This is a genomic window from Humisphaera borealis (assembly GCF_015169395.1).
Lineage (GTDB): Bacteria > Planctomycetota > Phycisphaerae > Tepidisphaerales > Tepidisphaeraceae > Humisphaera > Humisphaera borealis.
This window is the reverse complement of record NZ_CP063458.1, coordinates 2,863,215-2,880,122: the sequence shown is the minus strand read 5'-3', so window position 1 is coordinate 2,880,122 and position 16,908 is coordinate 2,863,215. Positions and strand designations below refer to the sequence as shown.

The following is a 16,908-nucleotide window of genomic DNA, read 5'->3' as shown; positions in this document are numbered from 1 at the left end:
CCGTGCCTCCGTGGTGATTCATCCGCCGTGGTGGTGACTCATCTGCCGCGCCCGTCAGTTTGCACCCGCAGCGCGACATCCAGAAACCGGTACGCCCGGTCCCGCATCGCCGGCGGGAAGTCATGCGCACACTCCGGGTATTCCACCTCAAACGCCCGCTCGGCTCCCAGCAGCGCATAAACCGCCGCGACCGAAGGCACCGCCTTGCGAACCCCTTCCGCCGCGAAGTTCGCATCCTGTGTCGGCGAGATGCTCAGCACCGCGCGGGGTGCGATCGTGGCGATCACCTCATGAAAATCGAACGGCATCCGGTCGGGCGATCGGCCGAACTCCGACTTGATGCGCGGCATGTACCGGTCGCTGCTCCAGCCGGTCAGGTCTCCCTTGTAGTAGTCGGGGAACAGGTTCCAGCCGCAGCTCGTGACGGCCGCTTTAATGCGGGAGTCGAACGCCGCGATGAACAGTGCGTTGTGCCCGCCCAGCGAATGCCCGATCGCGCCGATCCGCTCGCCGTCCACCTGCGAAAGCGAGATCAGCAGGTCGACAGCCCGGCGATGGTTGACGATCCCCTGCATCGTCCCCGAAGCGTGCGGCGACGCGGCAAAGTCCTTGGCATAGTCACCGAACGACGGGTAGTCGGGGCAGATCACCACGTAACCGCGCTCGGCCAGCTCCAGCCCGTACTGGCGGTTGGGCTTGCCGGCGCCGGCGATCTCGGCCTTGCCCAGCTTTGATGTTGGGTGCAGGGCGAGCACCGCCGGCCGCTTCTCGCCGGCCTTCAGGTCGATCGGCAGATACAGGTACGCCGGCACCCGCTCGGCCCGGCCGCTGCGCGGGTCTACCTCGGCGGTGTATTCGATGGTCTGACGGACGAACGTCCTGCCGCGCTCTTCGGCCAGCACTTTGACGTCCAGCGGCGCCGCCGACGGCGCCGGCAGCGGCCCCATGACCCGCTGCATCGCCTCCAGCAGCCGATCGCGCCGACGCGGCCAATCGGCCGCCGACCGAACCGCCCCGTCCGCTTCGCCCCGCCCCGCCAGCAAAGCGTCCGCCCCGAACCGATCGCCCCCGCCAGCAACCTGCCCGAACGCCGGAAGGCCGCACAGGTTGATCGCAAGCAGGCACACAGCGGTCAAGGCGTTTCGCATGGCGTTCACCTGTTCTCCGTAGGGTGGGGTTCACCCCACCGCAACATGTTCGATGACGAGCGGTGCCCATCGCCGGGCGGGACGAACCATCCGACTCGGCGCGTTCAAACGCCGACAGCGAACCCACACAGCCGGTTCTCATTCGCGATGCGGTAGGGTGGACCCCACCCTGCCAACTATCCGGCCGGCTCGGCCTCTCGGGTGAAGGTGATGAAGTCCGTGTTGATGACCGCTCCGCCAGTCCGGCCGATGATCTTGGCGATCTGCCCACGGTGGTATGGTCCGTGGGTGATGACTTGCGAAAGGATGTCGAGGACAGGCGTGACGAACGCTTGCCCCTGGGTGGTCCGGTAGCGGACCGATCCCGTCGGGCCATCACCGAGTCGCCCGATGAACGCCTGGTAGCCGGCCTCGTTCTCGGCGGCCAGCGAGTCGCACGCGTCGAGGCTCAGCGTCGGCCAGACGGGGTGGCTGGGGTCGCGATTCTCGAGTCGTGCCAGCCAGACGTGCTCCGCGGCGAGCAGGTGGGCCAGCAGCGGCAAGGCCTCGGCGTGTGCCGCCGGCGTGACGCGCACAGCCGCCAACGTCCTGCGGTCAGCCCACGCCACATATCGGAACATTCTCGCCAGGTACAACTTCACCGCTCACGCTCCTTTTGCCGATCGTAGGCACATTCATTGGCCGAGGCCGACGAAGCGACGGAGCCGTCCCGGCTTCTCTACGTTTCCTCTACCGGTCCCCGTTATTTCTACTACGGGCACATCGCCCGCCTACTCCGGATGATACTCGTACCTCTCGAACCTGTTCGCGTAGAACTCGCCCAGTGACTCCCGTGACTCGTACAGTTTGGAGTAAACCTCGTACCCGTCGATCAGCGGGTCGCCATCCTGCTGGTACGCCTGTAGCTGCTCGAAGGCCTCGCACTCGGCAAACTCGGCGGATGCCACGTAGTGGTCCGATTCCCGCTTAGCCTTCTCGAAGGCCTCGTCATACGAAGCAGCTTCGAAGCACACGATGCACGCGTCGAGCGTCGGTCGGCGATCGCCACCGGCAAGCGGGTACGCTTGCCCACGACACCCTACCCGTGCCACACGGGGTCGGCCGGGGGCGGGCGGCGCGGTCGGGATCACGTGGTCGCCAGGGGATCTTGTCAGCGTGTGACGCCGGGCGGATTTTGCTTGTCTTCCGCGGCCGCGTACCTAACATATATAGAACAATATCCGGCGTCGCCCTGGGACGGGCGGCGTCCTTCCTCCATGCGCCGGTCGGCGGGTGTGATCTGTCGGCATCGGCGTCTACTCCGTGGAGATGGCCGTCCGTGGACGGTCGGTGTCGGTCGGGCCGGGGTGGTGTTGGTGTTTTGGAGACGTGGAGACTTGGAGACGAAAGAGACGACGTGGGCACGCTGATCGATCACTTGGGTTCGTTCGGCGATGTCGTGCTGGGTTCGTTCGGCCAACAAGCCGCGGGCGCAGCGTACTCGCGGAGCCCCGGGTTTGCGGGTGTGGTCTCGGGTTCGTTCGGCAGTCTGTGTTGTGCGATTTGGTGTTCGACGTTGGGTGTTCGACGTTCGATGTTTGCGTCGAGTCCTGGGTTCGTTCGGCGAGGTTGCGCGAACGCTCCGCTCCGCGTCGCGGCTAACCCTCTTCGTGGGACGGATCGAACCCTGCACGCACTCCGCGACGAGGGTTGCGCACTTGCGACGACAGGTTATGTGCTTCCGGCGACGGGTTAGCCGCGACGCGAAGCGGAGCGTCCCCGGGCGGGTTGGTCGCGTTGATCGAGTGTCGTCCGACCGCGCCGGGTTCGTTCGGCGGAGTTGCGCCGGGTTCGTTCGGCGCGGGACGTAACGTCGGACGGCAGGAACATCGCCGGTGGTCCACGGGGTGCGGTGGGGTGAACCCCACCCTACGTTCGCCTCGGGTTCGTTCGGCAATCCGCGCCTGCTGATTCGGTGTTCGAAGTTGGGCGTTCGGTGTTCGGCGTTCGCCTTGGGCCTTGGGCTCGCGGCGCCGCCCTGGTGGGTTTTGAAACGACGCCGCCCGCCAATGCTTTGGCGGGCGGCGGGACTAGCGGAGAGAGCGAGATTCGAACTCGCGTGACGGTTTAAGCCGCCAACAGCATTTCCAGTGCTGCGCCTTCAGCCGCTCGGCCATCTCTCCGGGCTCCCCGCCAACCGGTGTTGACGGGGGCGAAATAGTAGCGGAACTCGGCGGATGTTTCCATCGCGCGGTCGGGTCGGCATCGAAAGCGGGTGCAACTTGCGGGCCCCTGGGTCGCCTGGCAACCGTGCCTGCTCCGAAAATGCGGCGAGGAACCGCAGATTTCGCAGATTGCGCAGATTTGAGACAGAGCAATCTGCGAGATCTGCGCAATCTGCGGTTACCTCATCTGAGTGAGGTGCCGTCGGCCTTAAGTTGGAAGCCATGATGATTCTTCTGCCGCACTACAAGTAGCCGTAATCGATGACCGAGCGCCTTTTAGAGGACTTCGACCTTGATGTTGGTATTGGTGTAGATGCAGACTTCTCCGGCGATCTGAAGGGAGGCTTCGACGATTTCCCTGGCGGTCAGGGTGGAATGGCTGAGTAGCGCTTTAGCGGCCGACAAGGCGTAGGGGCCGCCGGAACCGATGCCGATGACGCCGTCGGTCGGTTCGATGACGTCGCCGGCACCGCTGACGATCAGGCTCGTGGTTTTGTCGGCGACGGCGAGCATGGCTTCGAGGCGGCGCATGGCGCGGTCGGTCCGCCAGTCCTTGGCCAGCTCGATGACGGCCCGGCGGGTGTTGTCGGGGAACTCGGCGAGCTTTTTCTCGAACCGCTCGATCAGGGCGAACGCGTCGGCCGCCGCGCCGGCAAAGCCGGCCAGCACGCGGCCACCGGCGAGGCGGCGGATCTTGGTCGCGTCGGCCTTGGCGACGACATTCCCGAGGGTCACCTGCCCGTCGCCGCCGAGCGCAACCTGGTCACCGCGCCGGACGGAAAGGATGGTGGTCGATCGTGCGGGTTTCATGCGTGGGCACTCCTGTTTCGGCGGAAGTCGGGTGGGGTTAGCGTCAGGCGTTGAACCAGTCCAGTGCCAGTCGTTTGCCGCCGTCGGGAAGGGCGAGCACGTGAACGACGGCGTCGCGGTCGAGCGCCGGTTGCGTGCGCTTGGGAACGAAGACGCGGAAGATCGAGCGGTCGGGCCTGGCTTTGCCGCGTGCCGCGGAGGTCGTGGGTCCGTCGCCGTCGATCCAGACGCAGCGCAGCGCGTAGGCGCCGGGCGCGAGTGCCGTCTGCTGCTGGCCGACGACCGCGGCTTCGCGGAGCTGACCGTGACGCCAGACCTTTAGCACGCGGGCGCGAAGGACGAACGCCGCCAGCAGTGGAAGAACCGCGATCGCTGCGATGGAGAGCCCGGTGGCCAGGGCAGAAATCATCGGCGGCACCTGGTGGACGACGGCCCAGGCGTCGGGGTCGTCGGGGTCGAGGCGGATTTCGATCGTGTCGCCGATGCGCGGGAGCGGGCCCTTCGTCCAGCCGTCGAGTGTTCCCCAGAGCTGCCGCGGCGACGGGGCGGCGATCTCGATCTGCACCTGTGCGCCGGCCAGCGTCGGGCGGCCGGTTACGGTTTCGCGGTCGGTCCGCAGGACTTTCGCGTTGACCGCCGGCTCGGTCGAGAGCCGGGACAGTTTCTGCCACTGCCGGAACGGCCCGGCCCCGACGAAAGGAGCGAGCGCCAGCAGGACGAACGCGAGCACCCACCAGAACCTGACGGTGGGTTCGGACCAGGCTCGACGGCTGATGCGCGGGAGCACCGGCCGCGGCGGCGGTGGCAACGAACTGACTGGATCGGCCGGGTCTTGCATGGGGTCGCGGATTGTACGGCGTCCGATGCGCGGCGGCGACGGGCACATGAATCCCGAACGCCGCGAATCGTGGGACCGCGCCATCGTCCGGATCAGCCGTTGACCAGCATCATGACGCGGACCGCGGTGATCGCGGCACAAGCGACCATGCCGATGATCGCCTTGATCCTGATGTCCGGCCGACCGAACCGGCGTGCCGCACCCATCGCGATGCCGCCGAACACCATGCCGACGACCGCGAAAACGATGTGTCCGATCAGGCGTCCCTCGGCGCGGCCGCGGATCGCCGGCTCGGGGTCGTGCAGCATCGGTCCGATCGGCATCACGAGTCCGAGGGCGAATACCGCGATCGCCAGCACGCAGCTTGCGACGGCGAGCTTATTGGCTTTGATTTCGGTCATGGTCCTTCCGGCGGTCTTGTCAGGAACGATGTCTGTTGTGATGTCTGAGTTGATGTCTGGGGCGATGTAATAAACGGCACGACCCGCAGCGCACCCTGCTCGTCGATCGTGATGGTAATCGCTCCGGCGTCGTTCGTGCGAAGCAGGAGGCGATTTGCGAGCAGGCGTTCGAACTGGCGTTGCTTGCCGCTGAGCGTGCGGTCGTTGCTCGAGACCACGAACTGCGGATCGACCGCCGCGATGAACGCCTCGGTCATCGTTTCGGCAGAGCCGTGGTGCATGGCGACCAGGACATCGGCCTTCAACTGCGACGGGTTCCGCAGGAGCTCCCGCATCGCGCCGTCCTGGATGTCGCCGGGGAAGAGGATGGTCCGGCCGGCATGTTTCAGGCGGAAGACCAGTGAGCCGTCGTTGGTGGTGAGCTTGGGCTCGGCGATGCCGGCGGCGGCGGGAGGCCAGAGGATTTCGATCGCGGTGTCCTGCGCCAGTGGGGTGCGTTCGCCGGGTAGGACGATGCGTGGCGGTCGGTTCAGGGCGCCGAGGTCATCGATGAGCCGCCGGGTCTGCGGGTTCGATTGCGCGTGGGCGGTGAACCGATTGCCGGCCAGTACCTCGCGGACCTGGTAAGAGCGGACGACTTCAACGGCGGCCGAGACGTGGTCGTGGTCGGCATGACTGAGCATCAGCGTATCGACGCCCGTACATCGCGCGTGGCGAAGGAACGGGCCGAGGCACTTGCCGACCAGGTCGGCGAGGCTGGAGGAGCCGGCATCGACCAGGAGTGTTCGTCCGCCGGGGGGCTGCACCACGGCGCACTGGCCGGCGCCGACCGCGAGCAGCGTGACCCGCACCGTGCCGCCGGGGACGGGCGGATTGACGTAGGCCTGCAGCGGCGGCAGGACGATGAACATCGCGACGGCCAGCCGCCCCAGGCGAAGGACCCAGCGCAGGCTGTCGGGCTTGGTCCGCCAGATCGCCGTCAGGAGCAGTACGTAGAAAAGCAGAAGGAGCCACCAGGGCGACGGCGGAACGGGGATGTCCGCGAAGGGCCAGGTACCGAGCCACTCGACGACGCCTCGCATCCATCGGATGGGCGTAGCGGCGACGGTCGCCCAGGTGTCGGCCAGCGACGGCCAGCAGAACGTCAGCAGCAGCTTGAGCATTCCGCCGGCAAGTGCGACCAGCACGAACACCGCCAGTGCGATGCCGGCGACGATCGCCCAGGGGTTGAGCTGTTCGAAGTGCAGCGCGATAAGCGGCATCGAGACGAGCCACGCCACGATGCCGGCCGCGAGCGACGTGAGTACCGCGCGATTCGCCGCGTCCTTGATTCGGCCCCAGCGGGTCGGCGTCTGGAAGCTGCGCCGCACGACGGCGTCGGGGTCATTGTAGCCGGTGGCGGTTTCGAGCGAACGCAGCGTCGGCTCTGTCAGGAGGATCAGCCCGAGCACGGTGCCGAAACTGAGTTGGAAGCCGGCGTTGAACAGGTCGAGCGGATGATAGACGAGCATCGCAATCACCGAAGCGGCGAGCAGGGTGAGCGCCTGTCCGCGCTTTCCGCTGATCACGCCGATGCCCATCGCCGAGGCCAGTACGATGGACCGCACGACCGGCGGCGACGGCAGCGCCAGCAGGCCGTAGCTGACGGTGAATACCAGTGCGACGCAGGCGGCGCGTCGGGGGCGGACGCCGATGACCCTGCAGATGCCCCAGATCATGCCGGCCAGCAGTGCGACGTGCGTGCCGCTGATCGCCAGGTGGTGGGCGGTGCCGGTCCGCTGGAACTGTTCCTGCACGTCGCGGAGTTGAGGGTCGTTGTCGCCCAGCAGCAGGGCACGCAGAACGGCATGATCGAGCGACTGCTCCGGAGAGAAACCGTCGGCCAGCAGCCGGCGGGCCTTGAGGCGTGCGGCGGTGAGCGGGTCGGGCGAGGCGGCGGAGACGATGTCAATGCAGTCGGCGCGGTTGATCGTGTAGCTCGCGAGCACGCGCCTTTCGCGATAGTAACGCGCCCAGTCGAACTGGCCGGGGTTCATTGCCGGTGCGGGCCTCTGAAGCAAGCCGATGCTTCGAAGCGTCTGCCCGGCGAGCAGTCCCGGGTGCGGATCGTTGATTTGCAGCAGGACCTCCCCGTCGCAAGGCTGCCAGCCGGTGTTCGTCAGAACGCGGACGACACGCGCCAGCGCCACCTGCTTGGGCGGAATCGCCTGCCGCTGGTCGAACGGGTTGGTGATGATGCGCGGCGGGTCGTCGAGCGTCAGTTCGAGCTGCGCCAGTCGAGACTGATCCGCCGCATAGTGCGCGATGTGGTTGTGCGGGTACTCGAACGCCGCCTGCTGGGCGGCCGCCAACCCGGTCATCAGCCACGCGGCCCAGAAGCAGACACTGGCGACCACTGCCGATCGGCGAAACAAGACGGCGATTCCCAGGAGCAAGACACCCGCCGCGAGCCACGACAACGGCCATGTCGGAAGGAGTCTGAAGATCGCGATGCCGCAAAGGAAAAAGAACGCAACCGGCACCGCCGGGTATCGCGCGGCGGAGGTCAGGTGAGTCGGGTTGAGGGTGCCCGGCGGAGTGATCATCCCCGGGGATCAGGATAGCGGTTTTTGACGCGGACTGCCCGGGCGCAAGTCTGCGGGTTGCGTCGCGCCGGGGCTATACCGATGCAAACTACCCATCATTCCCAGTCGTTAGAGATGGTACAGATTGCGTCATTCGTCAGGTCGCGGCGGCCCGGCTGTTATCGGGCCGGAAGTCACCACAGAAACTGACTTATCCGCTGGCACATGGATCGCACTATAGGTAGAAAAAGGTAGAGCGGGCAGCGTCCCGCGTTTGCCGTAGTGGGTGCCTCGCCAGCAACTGGCGGGCGTGTGGTCAGGCCTAGTTATTCAGGTGCGTGGCGCGTTCGACTGAGTCGACGGGTGTATCTCGTTGATTTAGCGAAACGTGCTTGTCGTGGTCGTTGGCACCTCAATGACGCGTCCGAGGGAAGAATGTCCGGAAGTCTCAGAACCGTTTCGCGGCGTCATGTCGGGGCCACCTTGACTGTCGCCAGTCGCTACGCCCGTTCCCGGGTCGCCGCGGCGGCCGCCCATGCGCTGGTCGAACCACTCGAAGGCCGCCAGCTCATGGCCGCCACACTTCCGTCCGGCTTCGCGGAAGTTCGGCTGTCCGGTGGGTTCGGCGAGCCGACCGACATGGCCGTCGCACCCGACGGCCGGGTCTTTGTCACCGAAAAGTCCGGTGCGGTTCGGGTGATCAAGAACGGCACGCTCCTGAGCACGCCGTTCATCACCATTCCCGTGGACACCTATCGCGATCGTGGCCTCGACTCGATCGCACTCGATCCGAATTTCGCGACCAACGGCTACGTCTACCTGTATTACACCGGCGCAGACCCTGCGAACCCCAACACCGCCCCCAATGCCGCTGTAAACCGCCTTGCCCGCGTCACCGTTGACCCGGCCAAACCCGATACCGCCAAGGCCGGCAGCCAGGTCGTGCTGCTGGACAACATCCCTTCCAATACCGGCTACCACATCGGCGGCCTGCTGGAGTTCGGCGTCGACGGGAAGATCTATCTCGGCACCGGCGACGGTGGCGTGGCGTTCGACGCACAGACCAGCGGCGTACCCAGCTACTCGCAGGATCTCAACAGCCTCGGCGGCAAGGTCCTCCGCCTCAACGCCGACGGCACCATTCCCTCGGACAATCCGTTCTTCGGCCAGGCGGGCAAGCGATCGGAAGTCTGGGCCTATGGGCTGCGGAATCCGTTCTCTGGTGCGGTCGACCCGGTCACCGGCAAGATCTTTGCCAACGATGTCGGTCAGGCCGCCTGGGAAGAGGTCAATGCAATCACCGCCGGCGCGAACTTCGGTTGGCCCGGTTCCGAGGGCAACAGCACCAACCCCTCGTACGTCAATCCCCTCTACACCTACGCGCACGACCCGAGCGTCACGTACTCGGCCTCGGTGACCGGCGGTCTGTTCTATCGCGGGGGGGCGTTCCCGGCTTCGTATACGGGCCAGTACTTTGTCGCCGACTACATCCAGGGCTGGATCAAGACCGTCAACCCGTCGACCGGCGCGGCAAGCCCGTTCGCCACGGGTGCCGGTGGCGTGATCCGGATGGAAGCGTCCGCCGACGGCGGCTTCCTGTACCTCTCGCATTACGACCGGGCGGTGTACAAGGTCAGCTATGTCGGAGCGGCCAATCGCGCCCCCAATGCCGTCGCCACGGCGACGCCCACCAGCGGCCTGGCGCCCCTGACCGTCAGCTTCGACGCATCCGGTTCGACCGACCCCGACGGCGACACCCTGACCTACACCTGGAACTTCGGCGACGGTACGACCGCGACCGGCAGGACCGTTTCCAAGACCTACACCACCAACGGCGTCTACACGCCGACGCTCACCGTCTCCGACGGCGCGCTGACCCACTCCACGACCGCGCCGGCGATCACCGTCGGTGCCGTCGCCCCGACGCCGGTCATCACACTCCCGGCGAACAACGCGCCGTACATCGCCGGCGATACGATCTCGTTTTCCGGTTCGGCAACCGACCCGGTTGACGGCGTACTTCCGGCCAGCGCGTTCAACTGGTCGGTCATCTTCCATCACGAGACGCACACGCACGGCTTCGTCGACTCGATCGCCGGCGTGCGAAGTGGTTCATTCGTCATCCCCACGTCCGGCGAAACCGATCCGGTGCAGTGGTACGAGATCCGGCTGACCGTCACCAACAGCCTGGGCCTGACCAGCACCACCTCGGTGAACGTCAACCCGCAGAAGGTCAACCTCACACTCGCCAGCAACGTTCCGGGGATCACCCTGAACTTTGACGGCCAGCCCGTCACTACGCCGCTCACGCAGCAGGCGGTCGCAGGGCTGATTCGCGGACTTGGCGCGCCGCTGCAGCAACTCGTCAACGGCATCGTCTACACGTTCGTGTCGTGGTCCGACGGCGGAGCCGCCAGCCACAACGTGAGCACGCCTGCCACGAACATCACCTACACCGCAATCTATGCCCAGGCGAGCGGCCCGGGGCCTTTCTCCGGCTCGCCGATCTCGTTGCCGGGGCGCATCAAGGTCAGCGATTACGACTTCGGCGGCGAGGGGGTTTCGTTCCACGACCTGACGGTCGAGAACCAAGGTACCGCCGCCGCCTACCGTCCGAGCGAAGGCGTGGATCTCGAGTACAGCAATGATGCCGGCAGCCCGCTGAACCTCGGCTGGATCAAGGCCGGCGAGTGGGTGAATTACACCACCAGCGTTGCAACCGCCGGCACTTACTCAGTCCGCGCTCGCGTGGCGTCGCAGGGCGTCGGCGGGCGGTTCCGGCTGGAATACAATGGAACGCAGGTCGGCACGACATTCACGATTCCCGATACAGGCGGCTGGCAGACTTATCAGTCCGTCCACGTGACAGGAATCAACCTGCCGGCCGGTCAGGGCGTGCTCCGGCTGGTCTGTGAGACCGAAGGTGCAAGCGGGTTTGCCGGCAACATCGCCGCGCTCGCCGTTACGTCGCCGTTCTCGGCCGTGGCAATACCGGGACGGATCGAAGCCGAGAACTTCGACAACGGCGGCGAAGGCGGCGGCTACAGCGATACCGATACCGTCAACCAGGGTGGCGCCTATCGCACGACCGGCGTTGACAGCGAAACCACCGGCGATATCGGCGGCGGTTACAACGTCGGTTACCTCGCCGCCGGTGAGTGGCTCGAATACACCTTCAACGCCCCCTCGGCCGACGCCTACACCTTCTCGCCGCGACTTGCGTCGCTCGGCGTCGGCGGCACCTTCCAACTCACGATCGATGGCATCGCGGTCGGCGGCGCAACCGCCGTCCCGGATACCGCCGGCTGGCAGACGTATCAGTCCGTATCGCTGCCGGCGATCAATCTCGCGGCGGGCACGCACGTGCTGCGATTTGCCGTCCTGAGCGTCGGGCCGTCGGGCTTTGCGGGGAACCTCAACTACATCGACATCACCGGCGCGACAACCGTGCCACCACCGCCACCGCCTCCTCCCACCCAGGCACCGTACGGCGGAACGCCGGCGGCGCTGCCGGGCAGGATCGAAGCCGAGAACTTCGACGAAGGCGGCGAAGGCCTGGCCTATCACGACGACGGCACCAACAACGCTGGCGGTGCATACCGCGCTACGGGCGTGGATGTCGAATCCGTCACCGATACCGGCGGTGGATACGGCGTCGGGTACATCAGCGCCGGCGAGTGGCTCGAGTACTCTGTCAACTTTGCCTCCGCGGGACTCTACGACCTCGGCATCCGATTCGCATCCGGCCACGGCGGCGGAACGGCGCATATCGAGATCGACGGTGCGCAGGTCGGCGGATCGATCACGCTGCCGGGCACCGGTGGCTGGGCGACCTGGACGACCGTCACCTCGTCCGGCCTGAACCTGCCCGCCGGTCAGCACGTCCTGCGGCTCGCGTTCGATACGACCGCCGGCGGAGACATCGGCGTGCTGAGCTGGTTGAACTTCGCGCCGACCCCGGTACCGCCGCCGCCCCCGGTCGCCACGGCCCCGGCCGCGCCGACGAATCTCGCGGCCGTCGCAGCGTCCAGCACGCAGGTGAACCTCTCCTGGACCGCCGGGTCCACGAACGAAACCGGCTTCAGGATCGAACGACGTCTGGGTTCCACCGGCACCTGGGCTCCGCTGGGCACCACCCAGAAGGGCCAGACCACCTACAGCGATTCCACTGGGTTCGCCAGTTCCAACTACAACTACCGCGTCCTGGCGACCAACGCCGTCGGCGACTCGCCGTTCAGCGCGATCGTGTCGGTGACGACCCTGACCAGCCCGGGCCAGTCGCCGTTCTCTGGAACGCCCATCGCCATGCCGGGCATCCTGCAGGCAGAGGCATTCGACAACGGCGGCGCGGGGGCCGCGTTTAACGACACGACCCCGACCAACCTTGGCGGCAAGTACCGCACGACCGCTGTCGATATCGAGTCCACCACCGACACCGGCGGCGGGTTCGTCGTGGCATCAACGGCCGCCGGCGAGTGGCTGGAGTACACCGTCAACGTTCCGACCGCCGGATGGTTCACGATCGACACCCGCGTCTCGGCCAAAGGCGGAACCGCCGGCCGATTCCATGTCGAGGCCGACCGCGTGAACGTTACCGGTTCGCTGGCAGTCCCCAACACGGGCGCCTGGACGACGTATCGAAACGTCACTTCGCCCGCGTTCTCGCTGTCGGCCGGAACGCACGTTCTCCGGCTCGCGATCGACACCGCCGTCGCGAGCGGACGTGGGCCCAACGTCAACTGGCTGCGGCTCAACACCGTCGCCGCGCCGGCCGGTGCCGCGACCTTGAAATCCATCGCAGCTCTGTCCGACAGCGGCGAAACGCAGTCGGTCGGTTCCCTGCGCCTGGTCGATGCACGAACCGGTGTGCCGATCGATGGCGTCGGCGCTCTGACCGACGGTGCGACGATCAACCTCGCGTCGCTGCCGACCCGGCGCATCGCGATTCGGATGGAGTCCAGTGGCGCAAGCCCGAAACTCGTCCGGTTCTCGCTCGACGGCAAGCAGCGGTACCGCACTGACAAACAACCTTCCGTCACCACCAGGACCGCGGCCTGGAAGCTTAAGCCCGGCGAGCACACGGTTGTGGCCACCGCGATTGATGCCACTGGAGCAGAGATCGGCTCCGTGACGGTCCGCTTCACCATCATCAACGCGCCGGTGGTCAGCTGAACCACGCTCCAAGCACCCAGGCGAAAACGTCTTTGCCCCAACCAGTACTTGAGAAAGCTGTAACTGCAATGAAATCACGGAAGCGTCAGTCGAGTGTCGAACGGGCCGCTGCGTCGGCGGTTGAAGTCCTGGAACGCCGGGTGATGTTCGCCGTGTCGTACCAGCAGTCGACGGCGGCCAATGCACTGGTCTCGATGGAGGCCGAAGGATTCGACGCCTCGGTGGCCCAGGGCGGCCGGAGCTGGCAGGCGTACACCGCCGCCGGGTTCACGGGTACCGGCGCGCTCCGCGCCATGCCCAACACCGGCGGCCAGATCGATTCCGGGTACCTGACGAACAGCCCGCGGCTGGACTTCAACGTCAATTTCACCCGCACTGGAACCCACTACATCTGGGTGCGCGGTTTCGGGGCCAGCGGCAACGACGACAGCCTGCACGTCGGGCTCGACGGCGTCGCGCCGACGTCTTCGGACCGACTGACCTTCCCGAACCGGACTTACGGCTGGTCGAGGTCCACCATGGATGGCCCGGTCGCCACCATCAACGTGACGACCACTGGCGTTCACAAGATCAATCTGTGGATGCGGGAAGACGGCGTCATCGCCGACAAGATCGTCCTGACCTCGTCCTCCGCCTACATACCGACCGGGACCGGGCCAGCCGTCAGCGTGCGAGCGGACATCCCGGCCCCCAAACCGGCTGTCACGCTGGCGACGACCGACGGTGCAGCCTCCGAAACCGCCGGCAATCCCGGCACGCTTACCGTCACCCGTACCGGCGGCGTTAACACGCTGCCACTGGTCGTGAACTACACTGTTGGCGGGACAGCGACCAACGGCAGCGACTATGCAACGCTCACCGGCAGCGTCACCATCGCCGCCGGCGCCGCATCGGCCGTGATCACCTTGAATCCGACCGACGACGCAGAGGTCGAGCCGGCTGAGACAGCAACAGTCACGCTTTCGGCCGCCGCGGCCTACACGCTGGGCGGGACGACTTTCGGCACCGTGACGATTGCCGACAACGACATCGCCGTACCGCCGCCGCCGCCACCTCCGCCGGTCACCCAGTCGCCGTTCGGCGGAACGGCGTGGGCGGTGCCGGGGACGATCGAGGCGGAAAACTTCGACGACGGCGGGGAAGGCGTTGCGTTCCACGATACCGACCCGACGAACGTCAGCGGCAGTTATCGCTCGACCGGCGTCGACGTCGAGAGTGCGTCGGATACTGGCGGCGGCTTCAACATCGGGCACATCAGTGCCGGTGAGTGGCTCGAGTACACCGTTAACATTGCCGCCGCGGGCCAATACGACCTGGGCGTCCGTTTTGCCACCGCTGGTGGCGGCGGCACCGCCCACCTTGAGGTGGACGGTCTGGCCGCCGGCGGCGCCATCGTGCTGCCGAACACCGGCGGATGGCAGACTTGGCAGACCGTCGCCGGCCCGCGCCTTACCCTCAGCGCCGGTCAGCACGTGCTTCGCTTCGCGTTCGATGCCTCCGCCGGCGGCGACATCGGAAACCTCAACTGGCTTTCGCTGACCGATGCGCCGACCGTTCCGCCGCCGCCTCCACCACCTCCCATCGGTCAGACCCCGTTCGGCGGCACGCCTTGGGCACTGCCCGGCACGATCCAGTTCGAGAACTTCGACGAAGGCGGCGCGGGCATCAGTTATCAGGATTCCGATCCCACCAACGTCGGCGGTTCCTACCGCTCGACCGGCGTAGACATCGAACCTTCCGGAGACACCGACAGCGGGTTCGCCCTCGGCCATGTCACGGCCGGGGAATGGCTCGAATACACCGTCAATATCGCTTCCGCCGGCCAGTACAACCTGGGCGTCCGGTTCGCCAGCAGTAACCTCGGCGGCAGCGCCCATCTCGAAGTGGACGGCGTGCAGACCGGTGGAAGCCTGGCCCTGACGAGCACCGGCGGATGGCAGACCTGGCAGACCTTCGCGCTCAACGGCCTGACCTTGCCGGCCGGCCAGCACGTACTTCGCTTTTCGCTCGATTCCAGTGCCGGCGGCGACATCGGGAACCTGAACTGGTTTCAGTTGACCGCCGTTCCCACCGTGCCACCGCCGCCGCCTCCCGGCACGCCGGTCGCGCCCCCGTGGCCGACCAACTGGCAATCTGCTGCCGACGCACCCAGTCCGCGGTTCGAAGCCGCGGGCACCGTGGTGGGTACCAAGATCTACGTCTTCGGCGGCTTCAAGAACAGCGATTTTCAGGTCGATCGAACCTACGCAGCCTACGACACCGCCACCAATACCTGGGCCACGCTGGGCACAATGCCCGTGGGCATGGCCGAGTCCCACGCCGGCATCGCCTATGACGACAGCCGCTACATCTACTTCGCCGGCGGCCTGAGCGGCGATTTCCAGTTCAACGTCTCGCCGCCCCAGGTGATCAGCGACGACCTGTGGCGTTACGACACGATATCGAACAGCTTCACCCAGATCGGCGACCTGCCCGCGCCCCGAGGCGCCGGCGCGCTCGATCTGATCGGGCGTACGCTTCACTACTTCGGCGGGTTCAATGCCGATCAGGTTACCGACGTCGGCGACCACTGGGTCTACAACCTCGACATCGGTGCCTGGACGTCCGCGGCCCCGATGCCCAATCCGAAGGATCACTTCAGCTCCGCCGTTTTGAACGGAAAGATCTACGCGTTCGGCGGCGAACACGGGCATCACACTCTGCACCTTCAGCAGACCGACATGCACGTGTACGACCCCGCGACCGACACCTGGACGCAGCTGGCAAGCATGCCGCTCGGCAAGAGCCACATCGAGTCCGGAAGCTTCGTCCTGGACGGCAAGATCGTCATGGCCGGTGGCCAGACCGACAACTTCGATTCGACAACAAGCGTCGTCGCGTACGACCCCTCGGCCAACGCCTGGACGACACTCGCACCGCTTCCGGTGCAGCGCCAGGGTTCGGTCATTCGCGCCGTCGGCAACGCCGTCTACATGGTTACCGGTGCCGTCTACACGGCCGGGCCGCTGAGCACGGTCTTCGTGGGACAGTTGCCCGGAACGACGACACAAACGACCGTCCCGCTGCGACTGGGTGCGACGCCATCGGGATCGGGCGGCATGGCTTCCACGTCTCAGCAGGCGACTGCACGCATGAACGGTGCGGTCTTCGGCAAGACGGTCTACACAGTCGCCGACGACGGTACGGTTCTGGCCCGCAGCCTGACCAGCAACGTCGCCCGCGAAGTGGCGCCGGCCTCGGCCCGCGCGGTGGCAGGTACTGTCGGCTCGGTGATCGCCGTCGGGCGGAAGCTGTGGGTGTTCGGCGGCGACGGCGATGCGGCCGGAAAAGTACAGTCGTTCAATACCCGCAATGCACGCTGGTCCAAGCCCAAGTCGATGCCGTTTGCCGCCGTCGATCCGGCGGTGACTGCCGATGGCAAGTCGGTCTACGTCGTCGGCGGGATCGTTCAGGGCAAGGCATCCAATGCGGGTGCCCGGTTCAACACCGCCAGCGGAAAATGGACCCTGATCTCCGACATGCCGCTTGCCCGCGGCAGCGCCTCGGCGCTGGCCAGCAGCGATCGGCTCTATGTCAGCGCAGGGATTACGACCGACGAAAACGGCAACATCTCTCCCGTCACCGACGACAGTCTCCAGGTGTACGACCGCAAGACCAAAAAATGGTCGGCGTTCGGCGCGGCGGGTTGGCCGGCTCATCCGCCAGGTTGTGGCTGTGGCTGCGCCGGCGGCGTGGCGTACGGCGGGTAGTCGGCGGGCCGTTCGTTCTGCA

General features: G+C 66.3%; 9 protein-coding genes and 1 tRNA gene. 2 read left to right on the top strand and 8 right to left on the bottom strand.

Features of this window, described 5'->3' with window-relative positions; all coding sequences use genetic code 11:
* Positions 1–38 precede the first annotated feature (38 nt).
* From IPV69_RS10730 to IPV69_RS10695, 8 genes are all read right to left on the bottom strand, one after another.
* On the bottom strand, positions 39–1,148 hold the full coding sequence (locus IPV69_RS10730; protein WP_206295104.1) for an alpha/beta hydrolase family protein: 1,110 nt from the start codon (positions 1,146–1,148) through the stop codon (positions 39–41).
* A 176-nt stretch (positions 1,149–1,324) separates the two neighbouring features.
* Positions 1,325–1,789 carry a DinB family protein gene (locus IPV69_RS10725; RefSeq protein ID WP_206295103.1) on the bottom strand — a complete coding sequence of 155 codons (465 nt, stop codon included), beginning with the start codon at positions 1,787–1,789 and terminating at the stop codon, positions 1,325–1,327.
* A gap of 129 nt (positions 1,790–1,918) precedes the next feature.
* Complete coding sequence (locus IPV69_RS10720) at positions 1,919–2,161, bottom strand: hypothetical protein (protein WP_206295102.1); 243 nt, start codon at positions 2,159–2,161, stop codon at positions 1,919–1,921.
* 1,060 nt (positions 2,162–3,221) lie between these two features.
* Positions 3,222–3,310: transfer RNA gene (locus tag IPV69_RS10715), tRNA-Ser, on the bottom strand.
* Between the two features lie 318 nt (positions 3,311–3,628).
* Positions 3,629–4,162, bottom strand: a complete 534-nt coding sequence (gene hslV / locus IPV69_RS10710) for an ATP-dependent protease subunit HslV (protein WP_206295101.1) — start codon at positions 4,160–4,162, stop codon at positions 3,629–3,631.
* A gap of 43 nt (positions 4,163–4,205) precedes the next feature.
* Complete coding sequence (locus IPV69_RS10705) at positions 4,206–5,000, bottom strand: hypothetical protein (RefSeq protein ID WP_206295100.1); 795 nt, start codon at positions 4,998–5,000, stop codon at positions 4,206–4,208.
* Positions 5,001–5,092: 92 nt separating this feature from the next.
* On the bottom strand, positions 5,093–5,401 hold the full coding sequence (locus IPV69_RS10700) for a hypothetical protein (protein ID WP_206295099.1): 309 nt from the start codon (positions 5,399–5,401) through the stop codon (positions 5,093–5,095).
* On the bottom strand, positions 5,398–7,986 hold the full coding sequence (locus tag IPV69_RS10695; RefSeq protein WP_206295098.1) for a ComEC/Rec2 family competence protein: 2,589 nt from the start codon (positions 7,984–7,986) through the stop codon (positions 5,398–5,400). The genes IPV69_RS10700 and IPV69_RS10695 overlap by 4 nt, the downstream gene beginning before the upstream one ends.
* 462 nt (positions 7,987–8,448) lie before the next feature.
* On the opposite strand from IPV69_RS10695, the gene IPV69_RS10690 reads away from it, so the two are divergent.
* Both IPV69_RS10690 and IPV69_RS10685 read left to right on the top strand, forming a co-directional pair.
* Positions 8,449–13,137, top strand: coding sequence for a carbohydrate-binding protein (locus tag IPV69_RS10690; RefSeq protein ID WP_206295097.1), 4,689 nt, complete (start codon positions 8,449–8,451; stop codon positions 13,135–13,137).
* 68 nt (positions 13,138–13,205) lie between these two features.
* A complete protein-coding gene (locus tag IPV69_RS10685) occupies positions 13,206–16,886 on the top strand; it encodes a Kelch repeat-containing protein (protein ID WP_206295096.1) in 3,681 nt (1,226 codons plus the stop codon).
* Positions 16,887–16,908 lie beyond the last annotated feature (22 nt).